At 60.0% G+C, this 13,695-nt stretch carries 14 protein-coding genes; 5 read left to right on the top strand and 9 right to left on the bottom strand.

Going from position 1 to position 13,695, the window contains the following annotated elements; genetic code table 11:
* Positions 1–93 precede the first annotated feature (93 nt).
* Positions 94–1,242, bottom strand: coding sequence for an L-threonine dehydrogenase (gene yiaY, locus PSH79_RS06730; RefSeq protein WP_305441842.1), 1,149 nt, complete (start codon positions 1,240–1,242; stop codon positions 94–96).
* Between the two features lie 155 nt (positions 1,243–1,397).
* Here yiaY and PSH79_RS06725 point away from each other — a divergent pair, with 155 nt between their 5' ends.
* Complete coding sequence (locus PSH79_RS06725; protein ID WP_305441841.1) at positions 1,398–2,417, top strand: DUF4917 family protein; 1,020 nt, start codon at positions 1,398–1,400, stop codon at positions 2,415–2,417.
* Positions 2,418–2,519: 102 nt separating this feature from the next.
* Here PSH79_RS06725 and PSH79_RS06720 read toward each other — a convergent pair whose 3' ends face one another.
* On the bottom strand, positions 2,520–3,062 hold the full coding sequence (locus PSH79_RS06720; RefSeq protein WP_007911509.1) for a helix-turn-helix domain-containing protein: 543 nt from the start codon (positions 3,060–3,062) through the stop codon (positions 2,520–2,522).
* A 106-nt stretch (positions 3,063–3,168) separates the two neighbouring features.
* On the opposite strand from PSH79_RS06720, the gene PSH79_RS06715 reads away from it, so the two are divergent.
* Positions 3,169–3,951: an aldolase gene (locus tag PSH79_RS06715; protein ID WP_305441840.1), complete on the top strand. Its 783-nt coding sequence runs from the start codon at positions 3,169–3,171 to the stop codon at positions 3,949–3,951.
* A 23-nt stretch (positions 3,952–3,974) separates the two neighbouring features.
* The gene (locus PSH79_RS06710; RefSeq protein ID WP_305441839.1) at positions 3,975–4,856 is read left to right on the top strand and encodes a dihydrodipicolinate synthase family protein; all 882 of its coding nucleotides are present in this window, start codon (positions 3,975–3,977) and stop codon (positions 4,854–4,856) included.
* Positions 4,857–4,998: 142 nt separating this feature from the next.
* Here PSH79_RS06710 and PSH79_RS06705 read toward each other — a convergent pair whose 3' ends face one another.
* The 3 genes from PSH79_RS06705 to PSH79_RS06695 all read right to left on the bottom strand — a co-directional run bounded on the left by PSH79_RS06705 (position 4,999) and on the right by PSH79_RS06695 (position 6,409).
* Positions 4,999–5,343: a YegP family protein gene (locus PSH79_RS06705; RefSeq protein WP_305441838.1), complete on the bottom strand. Its 345-nt coding sequence runs from the start codon at positions 5,341–5,343 to the stop codon at positions 4,999–5,001.
* A gap of 165 nt (positions 5,344–5,508) precedes the next feature.
* Positions 5,509–5,814 carry a ribbon-helix-helix domain-containing protein gene (locus PSH79_RS06700; RefSeq protein WP_305441837.1) on the bottom strand — a complete coding sequence of 102 codons (306 nt, stop codon included), beginning with the start codon at positions 5,812–5,814 and terminating at the stop codon, positions 5,509–5,511.
* A gap of 13 nt (positions 5,815–5,827) precedes the next feature.
* Positions 5,828–6,409 carry a DJ-1/PfpI family protein gene (locus PSH79_RS06695; protein WP_305441836.1) on the bottom strand — a complete coding sequence of 194 codons (582 nt, stop codon included), beginning with the start codon at positions 6,407–6,409 and terminating at the stop codon, positions 5,828–5,830.
* 270 nt (positions 6,410–6,679) lie between these two features.
* On the opposite strand from PSH79_RS06695, the gene PSH79_RS06690 reads away from it, so the two are divergent.
* Positions 6,680–7,570 (top strand): DMT family transporter, encoded by an 891-nt coding sequence (locus PSH79_RS06690; protein WP_305441835.1) that lies wholly within the window; start codon positions 6,680–6,682, stop codon positions 7,568–7,570.
* Positions 7,571–7,669: 99 nt separating this feature from the next.
* Here PSH79_RS06690 and PSH79_RS06685 read toward each other — a convergent pair whose 3' ends face one another.
* The 4 genes from PSH79_RS06685 to PSH79_RS06670 form a co-directional block, all read right to left on the bottom strand.
* Positions 7,670–8,887 carry an SAM-dependent methyltransferase gene (locus PSH79_RS06685; RefSeq protein WP_305441834.1) on the bottom strand — a complete coding sequence of 406 codons (1,218 nt, stop codon included), beginning with the start codon at positions 8,885–8,887 and terminating at the stop codon, positions 7,670–7,672.
* Positions 8,888–9,051: 164 nt separating this feature from the next.
* Complete coding sequence (locus PSH79_RS06680; RefSeq protein WP_305441833.1) at positions 9,052–9,669, bottom strand: TPM domain-containing protein; 618 nt, start codon at positions 9,667–9,669, stop codon at positions 9,052–9,054.
* 33 nt (positions 9,670–9,702) lie between these two features.
* Entirely contained in the window at positions 9,703–10,461 is a 759-nt protein-coding gene (locus tag PSH79_RS06675) for a YgcG family protein (RefSeq protein WP_305441832.1), read from the bottom strand.
* Between the two features lie 13 nt (positions 10,462–10,474).
* Complete coding sequence (locus tag PSH79_RS06670; RefSeq protein WP_305441831.1) at positions 10,475–11,083, bottom strand: LemA family protein; 609 nt, start codon at positions 11,081–11,083, stop codon at positions 10,475–10,477.
* Between the two features lie 261 nt (positions 11,084–11,344).
* Here PSH79_RS06670 and bglX point away from each other — a divergent pair, with 261 nt between their 5' ends.
* The gene (gene bglX / locus PSH79_RS06665; RefSeq protein WP_305441830.1) at positions 11,345–13,636 is read left to right on the top strand and encodes a beta-glucosidase BglX; all 2,292 of its coding nucleotides are present in this window, start codon (positions 11,345–11,347) and stop codon (positions 13,634–13,636) included.
* The last annotated feature ends 59 nt before the right edge of the window (positions 13,637–13,695 follow it).

The following is a 13,695-nucleotide window of genomic DNA, read 5'->3' as shown; positions in this document are numbered from 1 at the left end:
TAACATTTGTATGTCACCGCGGACACTGAGGGAGCGGGCTTGCCCGCGAAGGGGCCGGCCCGGTCACCGAAATCTTTCCCGCAAACGCTGCTCTCAAAACGCGTTGCGGAAAATCTCCTCGATCTGCCGTTGATCCGCCGCCCTTGGGTTAGTCAGGCCGCAGGCGTCTTTGAGGGCATTGGCGGCGAGCATCGGGATATCGGTGAGTTTGGCTCCAAGGTCGCGCAAACCGCCCGGAATCTCGACGTCACTGGCCAGGCTACGGATCGCGTTGATCGCCGTTTGTGCGCCCTCTTCAGCGCTGAAACCATGAACATCTGCACCCATCGCATGTGCCACATCGGTCAGGCGATCGGCACACACCAACGCATTGAACGTCTGCACATGTGGCAGCAATACGGCGTTGCACACTCCGTGGGGCAAGTCGTAGAAACCGCCCAACTGATGCGCCATCGCATGCACATAACCAAGGGATGCATTGTTGAACGCCATGCCGGCAAGGAACTGCGCGTAAGCCATGTTCTCCCGCGCCGCGAGGTCACTGCCGTCGCGCACAGCCAGGCGAAGGTTGTTGCTGATCAGGGTCATGGCCTTCAGCGCACAGGCGTCGGTGATCGGGTTGGCGGCAGTCGACACATAGGCTTCGATGGCGTGGGTCAGTGCGTCCATGCCGGTGGCGGCGGTCAGGCTTTTCGGCATGCCGACCATAAGTGCCGGGTCGTTGACCGACAGCAGCGGCGTGACGTTGCGGTCGACGATGGCCATTTTCACGTGGCGCGATTCATCGGTGATGATGCAGAACCGGGTCATCTCGCTGGCGGTGCCGGCGGTGGTGTTGATCGCAATCAGCGGCAATTGCGGCTTGGTTGATTGATCGACGCCTTCGTAATCGCGAATCTGCCCGCCGTTGGTCGCGCACAGCGCAATGCCCTTGGCGCAGTCATGGGGCGAACCGCCGCCCAGCGACACGACGAAATCACAGCGACTTTCCTTGAGCAGCCCCAGGCCGGACTCGACGTTGGCGATGCTCGGGTTCGGTTTGGCGCCATCGAAGATCACCGAGTCGATGTCCTGCATGGCCAGTTTCTCGGCGACCATGGTCGCCACGCCGGTCTTGGCCAGCCCCGCGTCGGTGACGATCAGCGCCTTGCGAAACCCGTAGTTGCGGATCGCGACCATGGCTTCGTCGAGGCAGCCGCTGCCCATGATGTTGACCGCCGGAATGAAAAAGGTGCTGCTCATTGTGTATCTCCTGACTGGGGCCAAATCGACAGCTGCGATCCGACGGGTACACACAGCATCGACCGATCGGTCACGGCGGATGTTGATCTGGCTCAATGCCCGCTCGTGATAAAGTCGCCGCCCATCAGCCCCTATGTTTTGAGATGTGCCAAGCAATGAGCGATTTTCTGGATGTCGACGCCACCCTGGAAGACTGGAACACCCTGCGTGCCGCGACCGACTTCACAGGCTTGCTGGTAGGCAACGGCGCCAGCCGCGCGGTGTGGGACGACTTCGGTTATGACTCGCTGTTCGAAAACGCCCGTACCGTGGAAGACAAACCGCTGAGCCCGTCGGAACTGGCGGTGTTCGACGCGATGCAGACGCGCAGCTTCGAACAAGTGCTAGGTGCGCTGAAAACCACCAGCCGGGTCAACAAGGCACTGGCCGTCAGCTCGGCAGCGCCGCGCAATCGCTACTACGCCATCAAGGAAGCGCTGATCAACAGCGTGCACGCCATCCATATTCCGTGGCGACTGGTGCAGGCCTCGACGCTGGCGACGCTCAATGAAGAACTGGCGCGCTATCGCACGGTGTTCACCACCAATTACGACTTGCTCAACTACTGGGCACTCCAGCACCGCAGCGAAGCCATCGACGATCTGTTCAATGGCCCGAATGCGAGTTTCGACCTGAGCGAAAGCGCCACGAAAAAACCGCGTTTACTGTACCTGCACGGTGGTCTGCATCTGGTACGCAACCAGGATGGCACCGCGCGCAAACTGACCTCGACCGAAGGCACGCTGCTCGGCAGTTTTGCGATCAACAACACGCTGAAGACGCTGGATGACGTGCCGCTGTTCATCAACGAGGGGCCGAGTGCCGAGAAACTCAGGACCATTCGCAGCTCGGATTATCTGTCGTTCTGTTACGAGCAGTTATTGGGTCATGGCGACAGTCTGTGCATCCTCGGCCATGCCCTGGCTGAGCAGGACAGCCACATCGTACGGGCCTTGCGCCTGGCGAAACCGAAGGTTGTGGCGATCTCGATTTATCCGCGCAGTGCGGCGTTCATTCAGCATCAGAAGCGGCATTACGCGAAGGTGTTTGAAGGGACTGGGGTGGAGTTGCGGTTTTTTGACTCGAAAAGCCATGCACTGGGCAATCCGAAGTTGTCAGTGCCCGTCGAGGTTTAGCGGCGAGGCTAGCGACGTCATCGCGAGCAGGCTCACTCCTACAGGGGATCGCGTTTCTACTGTGGGAGTGAGCCTGCTCGCGATAGCTTTAGCCCAATCAGCTCATTCCTCAGAGCTGTGCACCACCACCAGCAACTGCGCCTGGACCTCCCCCACCGATCGAATCCGATGCGGCTTCTGCGCATTGAAGTGCAGCGCATCGCCGCGCTCAAGCAGCACTTTTTCGTTCATGAAATCCACTTCCACCTGCCCTTCGTGGACGAACAGAAACTCTTCGCCCAGATGCTCTTTGAAGGTCTTGTCGGTGAATTCGCTCGGCGGGTAGATGATGAACGGCAGCAGATTGCGCTCGCTGACCTGATGCGCCAGCACCGCATAACCCGGGCTCTGGTCATTGGCAGCCAATGACTGACGCTCGTGACTGCGCACCAGGCTGTAGCTGTCGAGACTGACGTTGTCTTCGGAGAACAATTCCTCGACTTTCACGTTCAGCGCTTTCGCCAGTTTCAACGCGGCAGCAATCGACGGGGTGTTCAACCCACGCTCGACTTTCGACAGATAACTCTTGGTCATGCCGGATTTTTCGGCCAAAGCCTCAAGGGTTACGCCAAGTTTTTTTCTCAATAATTTCAAACGGATAGACATGTGCAGCGGTTATTCCATTGAGGAAGCGACGATTTGTGCTTGCTAATGACACTTTGTGTCATATAGCCTCTTTCGTGTCATTTGCATTCACTCAAAGGACACAGACATGGCCAAGACATTAGCACTACCCAAAGAGCAACTGGTCAAGCAAGCGCTGACCCAGATGCAAAACACCCTGGCGGATAATACGTGGACAGACCGGCAAAAGCTGGCCCTGACTTGCCGGATCCTGTTCGAGAACGGTCATGACTCTGGTCTGGCCGGGCAGATTACCGCTCGTGGCCCACAACCCGGTACCTATTACACTCAGCAACTGGGCCTGGGTTTCGATGAAATCACCGCGAGCAATCTGCTGCTGGTCAACGAGGATCTGGAAGTCCTCGAAGGTCACGGCATGGCCAACCCGGCCAACCGTTTCCACAGCTGGGTCTACCGCGCCCGACCGGACGTGAACTGCATCATCCACACCCACCCGACGCACATTGCCGCGCTGTCGATGCTGGAAGTGCCGCTGGAGATTTCCCACATGGACCTGTGCCCGCTGTACGACGACTGCGCGTTTCTCGAAGGCTGGCCGGGGGTTCCGGTGGGCAATGAAGAAGGCGAACTGATTGCCGGCGCACTGGGCGAAAAGCGGGCGATTGTGCTTTCGCACCACGGTCAGTTGTCCACCGGCAGCACGATTGAAGAGGCGTGTGTCATCGCCCAATTGATCGAGCGCGCGGCCAAGCTGCAACTGCTGGCGATGGCAGCCGGCACGATCAAGCCGATCATTGCGGCGCTGGGCCGCGAGGCGCATGACTGGGTGTCGAAACCGAAACGCCACGCCGCCGCTTTCAACTATTACGCTCGGCAGAACCTGCGCCAACACGCCGATTGCCTGAACTGAAACCTTTGTACGGAGACTCTCCCATGTCCAACATTCACGGCATCATCGGCTATACCATCACCCCGTTCGGCGCCAACGGCGAGGGGCTGGACCTGCCCGCGCTGGGCCAATCGATTGATCGGATGATCGACAGCGGCGTCCACGCCATCGCGCCACTGGGCAGCACCGGCGAAGGCGCGTACCTGAGCGACGCCGAGTGGGATCAGGTTGCCGAGTTCAGCATCAAGCACGTGGCCAGACGTGTGCCGACCATCGTCAGCGTGTCTGACCTGACCACCGCCAAAGCCGTGCGCCGCGCGCGTTTTGCCGAAGCTCACGGCGCGGATGTGGTGATGGTGTTGCCGGCGTCTTACTGGAAGCTCAGCGAAGCGGAAATCCTTGCCCACTACCGCGCCATCGGCGACAGCATCGGCGTGCCGATCATGCTCTACAACAACCCGGCCACCAGTGGCACCGACATGTCGGTCGACCTGATTCTGCGCATCGTCGGCGCGGTGGAAAACGTGACCATGGTCAAGGAGAGCACCGGCGACATCCAGCGTATGCACAAACTGCAATTGCTCGGCGAAGGTCAGGTGCCGTTTTACAACGGCTGCAATCCGCTGGCGCTGGAAGCCTTTGCCGCCGGGGCGAAGGGCTGGTGCACCGCGGCGCCGAATTTGATCCCGCAGTTGAACCTGGATCTGTATGCAGCGACGCTGGCGGGCGATCTGGGCAAGGCGCGCGAACTGTTCTACCGCCAGTTGCCGTTGCTGGATTTCATCCTCAAGGGTGGTTTGCCGGCGACGATCAAGGCCGGGTTACGCGAGACGGGGCTGGAGGTTGGGGAGCCGCGGTTGCCGGTGTTTGCGCTGAGTGAAACAGGTCGTGGTCAACTGCAGGCAATCCTGAAAACCCTGCGCTGATCCTTATGGCAACACAAAAACACCTGTGGGAGCTGGCTTGCCAGCGATGGCGGTGCATCAGTCAAGATCAATGCAGAATGACACGCCCTCATCGCGGGCAAGCCCGCTCCCACAGGGATTGGTGTTGGATTTGAAAGTGGCGTCAGAGCACCGGCAGGGTCTTGTCCTTGATGGTTTGGGTCGGACCGTTGGCCTTCACGCTGGCAATGCCTTTGTCGCACGCCGCATCCGAGGAATACGCCTCGCTGCTGCCGATGACCTGGTGATTGGCGGCTTTGAGGTTGAAGTACGGATGGCCGTCCTTGGTGGTTTTCTTCTCGTAACGCTCATCCAGCGGGCTGTTGGTCTGCACCGAGGCGATGCCGCCGTCGACTGCCGCGCGAGTGGTGTAGAGCTCACTGGTGAGAATGGTTTCGGCGTTGGCCGCTTTCAGCACAAACCTGAACTGGCCGTTGCTGCTTTTGCTGATTTCGTACCATCCGGACATGCTCGATTCTCCTTGGCGATTAAGAGGTTTCGCGCCTCAGAGTAAAGACCAGTCCAGAACATCTGTCGCCTGAACCGCCCCCTTCGCCAGCAGGCTGGCTCCCACATTGGAATGCATTTCCCTGTGGGAGCCAGCCTGCTGGCGATGGCGTCTGTCCGGTCTCGGCTATTTCACCACCGCCCGCACCACTGACAACTCCGGCGCAGCACTACGCCGTTGCGACAGATACCGCGTACAACTCACCCGCAGGAACGACGCAAAGTTCACCACTTCCCCGCGATAATCCATCACCTCTTCATACAGCTTGGCGATCAGTTGATTGGTGGTCATGCCGTCGACCTCGGCGATTTCGCGGAGGATGTCCCAGAACTGGTTTTCCAGGCGCAACGTCGTCACCACCCCGCAGATGCGCAGCGAACGCGAGCGCGATTCGTAGAGGATCGGGTCAGCCTTGACGTAGAGCTCGCACATGGGCGGAACCTCGTTACAGGGTGATTTTAGTGCCGAGCAAGCCAAGGAACCCGGCCAGCCAGTTCGGATGCGCCGGCCATGCCGGGGCGGTGGCCAGATTGCCCTGAACGTGGCCGTCGGTCACGGGGATGTCGATGAACGTACCGCCCGCCAGTCGCACCTCAGGTGCGCAGGCCGGGTAGGCGCTGCATTCGCGTCCTTCAAGAATGCCCGCCGCCGCCAGCAGTTGCGCGCCATGGCAAACCGCCGCGATCGGCTTGCCGGCCTTGTCGAAGGCACGCACCAGCTCGAGGGCTTTTTCATTCAGCCGCAGGTATTCCGGCGCACGACCACCGGGGATCACCAGTGCGTCGTAATCCGCTTCGCTGACCTTGGCGAAATCGAAATTGAGGGCAAACAGGTGTCCGGGTTTTTCGCTGTAAGTCTGGTCGCCTTCGAAGTCATGGATCGCGGTGCGCACGGTTTTGCCGGCGGCCTTGTCCGGGCACACGGCGTGGACGGTGTGGCCGACCATTTGCAGGGCCTGGAACGGCACCATGACTTCGTAGTCTTCGACGTAATCGCCGACCAGCATCAGGATTTTTTTCGCGGCCATGGGGAGCACTCCTCTGGAAATTGCCTGGGAGTGTTCAAGGTAGACCCATTCCTGGCCGGCAGGTAATAACCGAGTACTACCGAGTTATCGTTCATCGCGAGCAGGCTCACTCCTACAGTTGAAATGAGTTCCCTCTGTAGGAGTGAGCCTGCTCGCGATGGCGTCCGCAAACTGTACGCCTAAGTCTGTGCCTGGCTGTACCAGCCCGAGCGGCGCGGTTTATGGCTTGATGAAGGCAATCCCCTGCCACCTTCGATTCTGGTTCTCATCATGTCCACGCGCGAAAACACCGGCATGGCCCTCGGCCTGCTCGGTGTTGTGATTTTCAGTCTTACCCTGCCCTTCACCCGCATTGTCGTGCAGGAGCTTCACCCCTTGCTCAATGGCCTGGGTCGCGCCTTGTTCGCGGCGATTCCGGCGGCGTTGCTGTTGTTGTGGCGACGGGAGAAGTGGCCGACGTGGGCACAGGTCAAAGGCCTGAGTCTGGTGATCGCCGGGGTGATTCTCGGTTTTCCGGTGCTGTCGGCGTGGGCCATGCAGACGTTGCCGGCGTCCCACGGTGCGCTGGTCAACGGTTTACAACCCTTGTGCGTGGCGTTGTATGCCGCGTGGTTATCCCACGAGCGTCCGTCAAAAGCCTTCTGGGCCTGCGCCGCGCTGGGCAGTGCGCTGGTGCTCGGTTATGCGTTGTTTACCGGAGCCGGCAGCATTCAGGCGGGTGACTTATTGATGCTCGGCGCGATTGCCGTGGGAGGCCTGGGCTATGCCGAGGGCGGCCGACTGGCCAGAGAGATGGGCGGCTGGCAGGTGATCTGCTGGGCGCTGGTGCTGTCGACGCCGCTGTTGATCGGCCCGGTGTGGTACCTGGCGCTGCAACATCAGGGCGCGGTGTCGGCCAAGGCTTGGTGGGCGTTTGGTTACGTGTCGTTGTTCTCGCAGTTTCTCGGCTTCTTCGCCTGGTACGCCGGGCTGGCCATGGGTGGCATCGCGCGGGTCAGTCAGATCCAGTTGCTGCAGATCTTCTTCACCATCGCGTTTTCGGCGCTGTTCTTTGGTGAACATGTCGAGCCGATCACCTGGGTGTTTGCCTGCGGGGTGATTGCGACCGTCATGCTCGGTCGCAAGACCGCCGTGCAGCCAGCAAAGGCTGCAACTGCATAAACGCTACCCCTGTAGGAGCTGCGGCACGCTGCGATCTTTTGATCTTAAAAAACAAAATCAAAAGATCGCAGCGTGCCGCAGCGCCTAAAGGGATTTGGGTCAGGCCAGATAACCATCCGCGCGCAGCAAGGTTTCCAGACAGTGCTCGCTGATGTTGTAGAACGCCTTTAATTCCTCAATCTTCACCAACAGCTGAGCCGGGTCCACCGGTTCGGCGCGTTTGACCGCCAGAATCATCTTGTTCTTGTTGGTGTGGTCCAGTGAAATGAACTCGAACACCTTGGTCTCGTAACCACAGGCCTCGAGGAACAGCGCACGCAAACTGTCGGTGACCATTTCCGCTTGTTGGCCAAGGTGCAGACCGTATTGCAGCATCGGCTTGAGCAGCGCCGGGCTCTGGATTTGCAGGCGGATCTGTTTGTGGCAGCACGGCGAGCACATGATGATCGACGCCCCCGAACGGATGCCGGTGTGGATCGCGTAATCGGTGGCAATGTCGCAGGCATGCAGGGCTATCATCACGTCCAGCTCGCTCGGCGCTACGCTGCGCACGTCACCGCACTTGAACACCAGCCCCGGATGATCAAGCTTCGCCGCAGCGGCGTTGCACAGGTTGACCATTTCCTCACGCAACTCGACGCCGGTGACTTCACCCTCGGCCTTCAAGGTATTGCGCAGGTAATCGTGAATCGCGAAGGTCAGGTAACCCTTGCCCGAACCGAAATCCGCCACCCGCACCGGTTTGTCCAGCGCCAGCGGCGACGACGTCAGGGCATGGCTGAAGACTTCGATGAATTTGTTGATCTGCTTCCACTTGCGCGACATCGCCGGGATCAGCTCTTGTTGCGCATTGGTCACGCCCAGATCCTTGAGGAACGGTCGGCTCAACTCCAGAAAGCGGTTTTTCTCGCGGTTGTGTTCAGCGGATGGTGCTTCACGCAATTGCTGAGGTTTGCTCTTGAACAGCGAACTCTTGCCCTTTTTGCTGTATTCGAGCTGCGCTTCATCAGTCAGGGTCAGCAAATGCGCATTTTTGAACGAGGCCGGCAATAGCTCGGCAATCATCGCCACGCCCTCAGCCAGCGGCAGGTTTTTGGTGATGTCGCGGGTCTTGTAGCGATAGACGAACGACAGGTTCGGCTGCGCCTTGACCGTCACCGGTTTGATGATGACCCGCTGAAGATCCGTTTCTTCACCGACGTACTTGGCCAGCACCAGTTTGATGAAACCGTTCTGCTCAAGGCTGGTTTGCAGCAGCTCGATGAACTGGGCGTGGTGATCCGGATCGGGTTTCGCGGATGGGGCGGTGACGGACATGAACAAGCGGCCTCGGACGGGGCGAATCGGGAATGGCGGGTATTTTAGGGGGGATGGGGGTTGGGGACACGCTCTTATTTACCCAACGGCACAATCCACGACACCGACCCCTGTGGCGAAGGGATTTATCCCCTCGCCACAAGGAATTGCTGAGTCCGGGAAAATCAGCCGAGGACGACCAACCGATTGGGCAATTCATTGCGTACCTGCGTCACCGGCACATGCACTTTCAACAACTCCCCACACGCCTCGACACATGTCACAAACCCCTCCAGCGTGCGCCCCTGCCGCACTTGTTCGGTAAACGCCGCGACAATCGCATCCCAGTTTTTATTGTCCAGCCGACTGGAGATCCCCTCGTCCACCAGAATCTCCACGTAGCGCTCGGCCTCGCAAACAAAAATCAGCATGCCGGTGCTGCCCACCGTGTGATGCAGGTTCTGTTCGAGAAACTGTCGCCGTGCCAGGTTCGAGGCACGCCAGTGGCGCACGCGGCGTGGCACCAGATGGGTGGTGATCTTCGGCAGACGAAACAGCAGGCACAGCACAATGAACAGGCCCCACTGCACCAACAGCAGGCTGCGCAGGGTCAGCCACCCGGTCAGGTAATGCACGACGCCCGGCACCACCAGCGCCAGCAAACTGGCCCACAGCAACGGGATGTACGCGTAATCGTCGGCGCGGGCGGCCAGCACTGTCACCAGCTCGGCGTCGGTGTCGCGCTCGACCCGGGCGATTGCCTCGGCGACTTTGCGTTGTTCGTGTTCAGTCAGTAATGCCATGTCAAAGAGTGCCTGCTCATTATTGTTGTGTGCTCACCAGCCGCCAGACGAACCACCGCCGCCGAAACTGCCCCCGCCACCGCTGAAGCCCCCGCCTCCACCGCTGCCGCCAAATCCACCACCACCGCCGAAGCCGCCGCCCGATCCACCGGAGCCGCCACGGCCGGCGGGAAGGATACCGAGCATCTGGCAGACAAACACCGTCAGGATGAACAACATCACCAGAAACACGAACAAAACCGGGTGCCGGGAAACAAAATCGCTCTGCGGATCACCGCTCGATTCATACACCGTCGACGGCTCGTCCAGCGGATTGCCGCCCAACACCACCAGCATCGCCGCCACGCCGTCGCTGATGCCTTTGCTGAAGTTGCCCGCCTTGAACGAGGGGGTGATGACCTGATGAATGATCACCGAAGTTTGCGCATCGGTCAGCCGATCCTCCAGGCCATAACCGACTTCGATGCGCAGTTTGCGCTCGTCCCGGGCGACGATCAGCAGCGCGCCATTGTTTTTGTCCTTCTGGCCGATGCCCCAATGTCGGCCCAGTTGTACGCCAAAATCCTCGATGGTGGTGCCCTGCAGATCCGGCAGCGTGACCACGACCAATTGCTCGCCCGTCGCCTGTTCGTGAGCCTGCAACTGTTGGCTCAGTTGCGCACGCACCGAGGGCTCGAGCATCTGCGCCTCGTCCACCACCCGCCCGCTCAGCGCCGGGAACGTCAACTCGGCCCGGGCGCTGACGGCGAACAGCCACAGCATCAGCACCAGGCCCATCTTCAACACACGCATGGATAACCTCGGATCAGAACTTCACTTCCGGGGCCTTTTCCGCGCCGGGCGTAGTGGCTTCGAAGGTCTCGCGGATCGGCAAATCGCTGTACATCACGCTGTGCCAGAGGCGACCGGGGAAGGTGCGGATTTCGGTGTTGTATTTCTGCACCGCCAGAATGAAATCACGCCGCGCCACCGCAATACGGTTTTCCGTGCCTTCAAGCTGCGATTGCAACGCGAGGAAGTTCTGGTTGGCCTTCAGGTCCGGATAACGTTCGGAGACCACCATCAACCGGCTCAACGCGCCGGTCAGTTGATCCTGTGCCTGCTGGAACTGCTTGAGTTTTACCGGATCGTCGAGGGTGCTGGCGTCGACCTGGATCGACGTCGCCTTGGCCCGAGCCTCAATCACCGCGGTCAGGGTTTCCTTCTCGTGGGCGGCATAGCCCTTCACCGTTTCCACCAGATTGGGAATCAGGTCGGCGCGGCGCTGGTACTGGTTCTGCACCTGGCCCCACGCAGCCTTGGCCTGCTCGTCGAGGGTCGGGATGTTGTTGATGCCGCACGCGGTCAGCAACATCGCCAGCACCAGTAACGAGGCGACCTGCAAACGTGAGCGAGTGGTAGGACTTACATTCATGGCAGTGATGCTCCCTGGCACATTTCATTTTAAAAACCGCCCGCGAAATACTCGGGGCCGGCTCTTGGGGCATAATCGGCCGCGCTACTGGATTGCTGCGGGCCGATGGGCTAAAAAGAGGCCCTGCGCAGTCGCGGCCAACTGTCCGGTGTCGTTTTTTGGCTCTGCGTTTTTGCGCCTGCACCCAAACAACAATAGTCGCTCCCTAAATTTTGGCTGGCCGGCATTGCATTGCCGTTTGCGCCCTTGAGAAAAACATTCATGAAGAAGCTGTGTTTGCTGGGCCTGTTCATCAGCCTGGCCAGTCATCAAGTATTGGCCGCTGAGACCCCGGTCCCTCTGGAAAACAAGGACGCCTTCATCAGCAACCTGATGAAGCAAATGACCCTCGACGAGAAGATCGGCCAGTTGCGCCTGATCAGCATCGGCCCGGAAATGCCCCGTGAGCTGATCCGCAAGGAGATTGCCGGCGGCAACATCGGCGGCACGTTCAACTCGATCACCCGCGCGGAAAACCGTCCGATGCAGGACGCCGCCATGCGCAGTCGCCTGAAGATTCCGATGTTTTTCGCGTACGACGTGATCCACGGTCACCGTACGATATTCCCGATTCCACTGGCCCTCGCTTCGAGCTGGGACATGGACGCCATCGGCCAGTCCGGCCGTGTTGCTGCCAAAGAAGCCGCCGCCGACAGCCTCGATATCACTTTCGCGCCGATGGTCGACATCTCCCGCGACCCGCGCTGGGGCCGCAGCTCTGAAGGCTTCGGTGAAGACACCTACCTGACTTCGCGCATCGCCAGAGTCATGGTCAAGGCCTACCAGGGCGAAACCCCGAGCGCGGCCGACAGCATCATGGCCAGCGTCAAGCACTTCGCCCTGTATGGCGCGGTCGAGGGCGGTCGCGACTACAACACCGTGGACATGAGCCCGGTGAAGATGTACCAGGACTACCTGCCACCGTACCGCGCGGCGATCGACGCCGGCGCGGGCGGTGTGATGGTGGCGTTGAACTCGATCAACGGTATCCCGGCCACCGCCGACACTTGGCTGATGAACGATTTGCTGCGCAGGGACTGGGGCTTCAAGGGTCTTGCGGTCAGCGACCACGGCGCGATCTTCGAGCTGATCAAGCACGGCGTTGCCCGCGACGGTCGGGAAGCGGCGAAGCTGGCGATCAAGGCCGGCATCGACATGAGCATGAACGACACCCTCTACGGCAAAGAACTGCCGGGGCTGCTCAAGTCCGGCGAAATCGAACAGAAAGACATCGACAACGCGGTGCGCGAAGTCCTCGCGGCCAAGTACGACATGGGCCTGTTCAAGGACCCGTACCTGCGCATCGGCAAGGCTGAAGACGATCCGGCGGACACCTACGCCGAAAGCCGTCTGCACCGCGCCGAGGCTCGCGAAGTGGCACGCCGCAGTCTGGTGCTGCTGAAGAACCAGAACGAAACCCTGCCGCTGAAGAAAACCGCGAAAGTCGCACTGGTCGGTCCGTTGGCCAAAGCGCCAATCGACATGATGGGCAGTTGGGCCGCCGCCGGCCGTCCGGCGCAATCGGTGACGCTGTTCGATGGCATGAGCGCAGTGATCGGCGACAAGGCGAACCTGATCTACGCCCGTGGCGCCAACATCACCAGCGACAAGAAGGTGCTCGACTACCTGAACTTCCTCAACTTCGATGCGCCGGAAGTGGTGGATGATCCGCGTCCGGCCAACGTGCTGATCGACGAAGCGGTAAAAGCCGCCAAGGATGCTGACGTGATCGTTGCAGCCGTGGGTGAGTCCCGTGGCATGTCCCACGAGTCGTCCAGCCGTACCGACCTGAACATCCCGGAAAGTCAGCGCGAGCTGATCCGTGCCCTCAAAGCCACCGGAAAACCGCTGGTGCTGGTGCTGATGAACGGCCGCCCGCTGACCCTTCTCGAAGAGAACCAGTCGGCCGACGCGATTCTGGAAACCTGGTTCAGCGGCACCGAGGGCGGCAACGCCATCGCTGACGTGCTGTTCGGCGACTACAACCCGTCGGGCAAACTGCCGGTGACCTTCCCGCGTTCCGTGGGCCAGATTCCGACCTACTACAACCACCTGAGCATTGGCCGGCCATTCACGCCGGGCAAACCGGGCAACTACACCTCGCAGTATTTCGATGACACGACCGGCCCGCTGTTCCCGTTCGGCTATGGCTTGAGCTACACCGATTTCAGCCTGAACGACATGGCGCTGTCGTCGACCACCCTGAACGCCACCGGCAAACTCGACGCCAGCGTCATGGTGAAGAACACCGGCAAACGTGACGGCGAAACCGTGGTGCAGTTGTACATTCAGGACGTCACCGGCTCGATGATCCGCCCGGTGAAGGAATTGAAGAACTTCCAGAAAATCATGCTCAAGGCCGGCGAACAGAAAGTCGTGCACTTCACCATCACCGAGGATGACCTTAAGTTCTACAACGCCCAGCTCAAGTACGCGGCAGAGCCTGGCAAGTTCAACGTGCAGATCGGCCTGGATTCTCAGGACGTGAAGCAGCAGAGTTTCGAACTGCTGTAATCATCAGAACACCGCAATAACTTGTGGGAGCGAGCCTGCTCGCGAAAGCGGTCATTCAG

Source organism: Pseudomonas sp. FP2196 (genome assembly GCF_030687715.1).
In the GTDB taxonomy this organism is placed as follows: domain Bacteria; phylum Pseudomonadota; class Gammaproteobacteria; order Pseudomonadales; family Pseudomonadaceae; genus Aquipseudomonas.
This window is presented reverse-complemented; position numbering and strand designations above follow the sequence as displayed.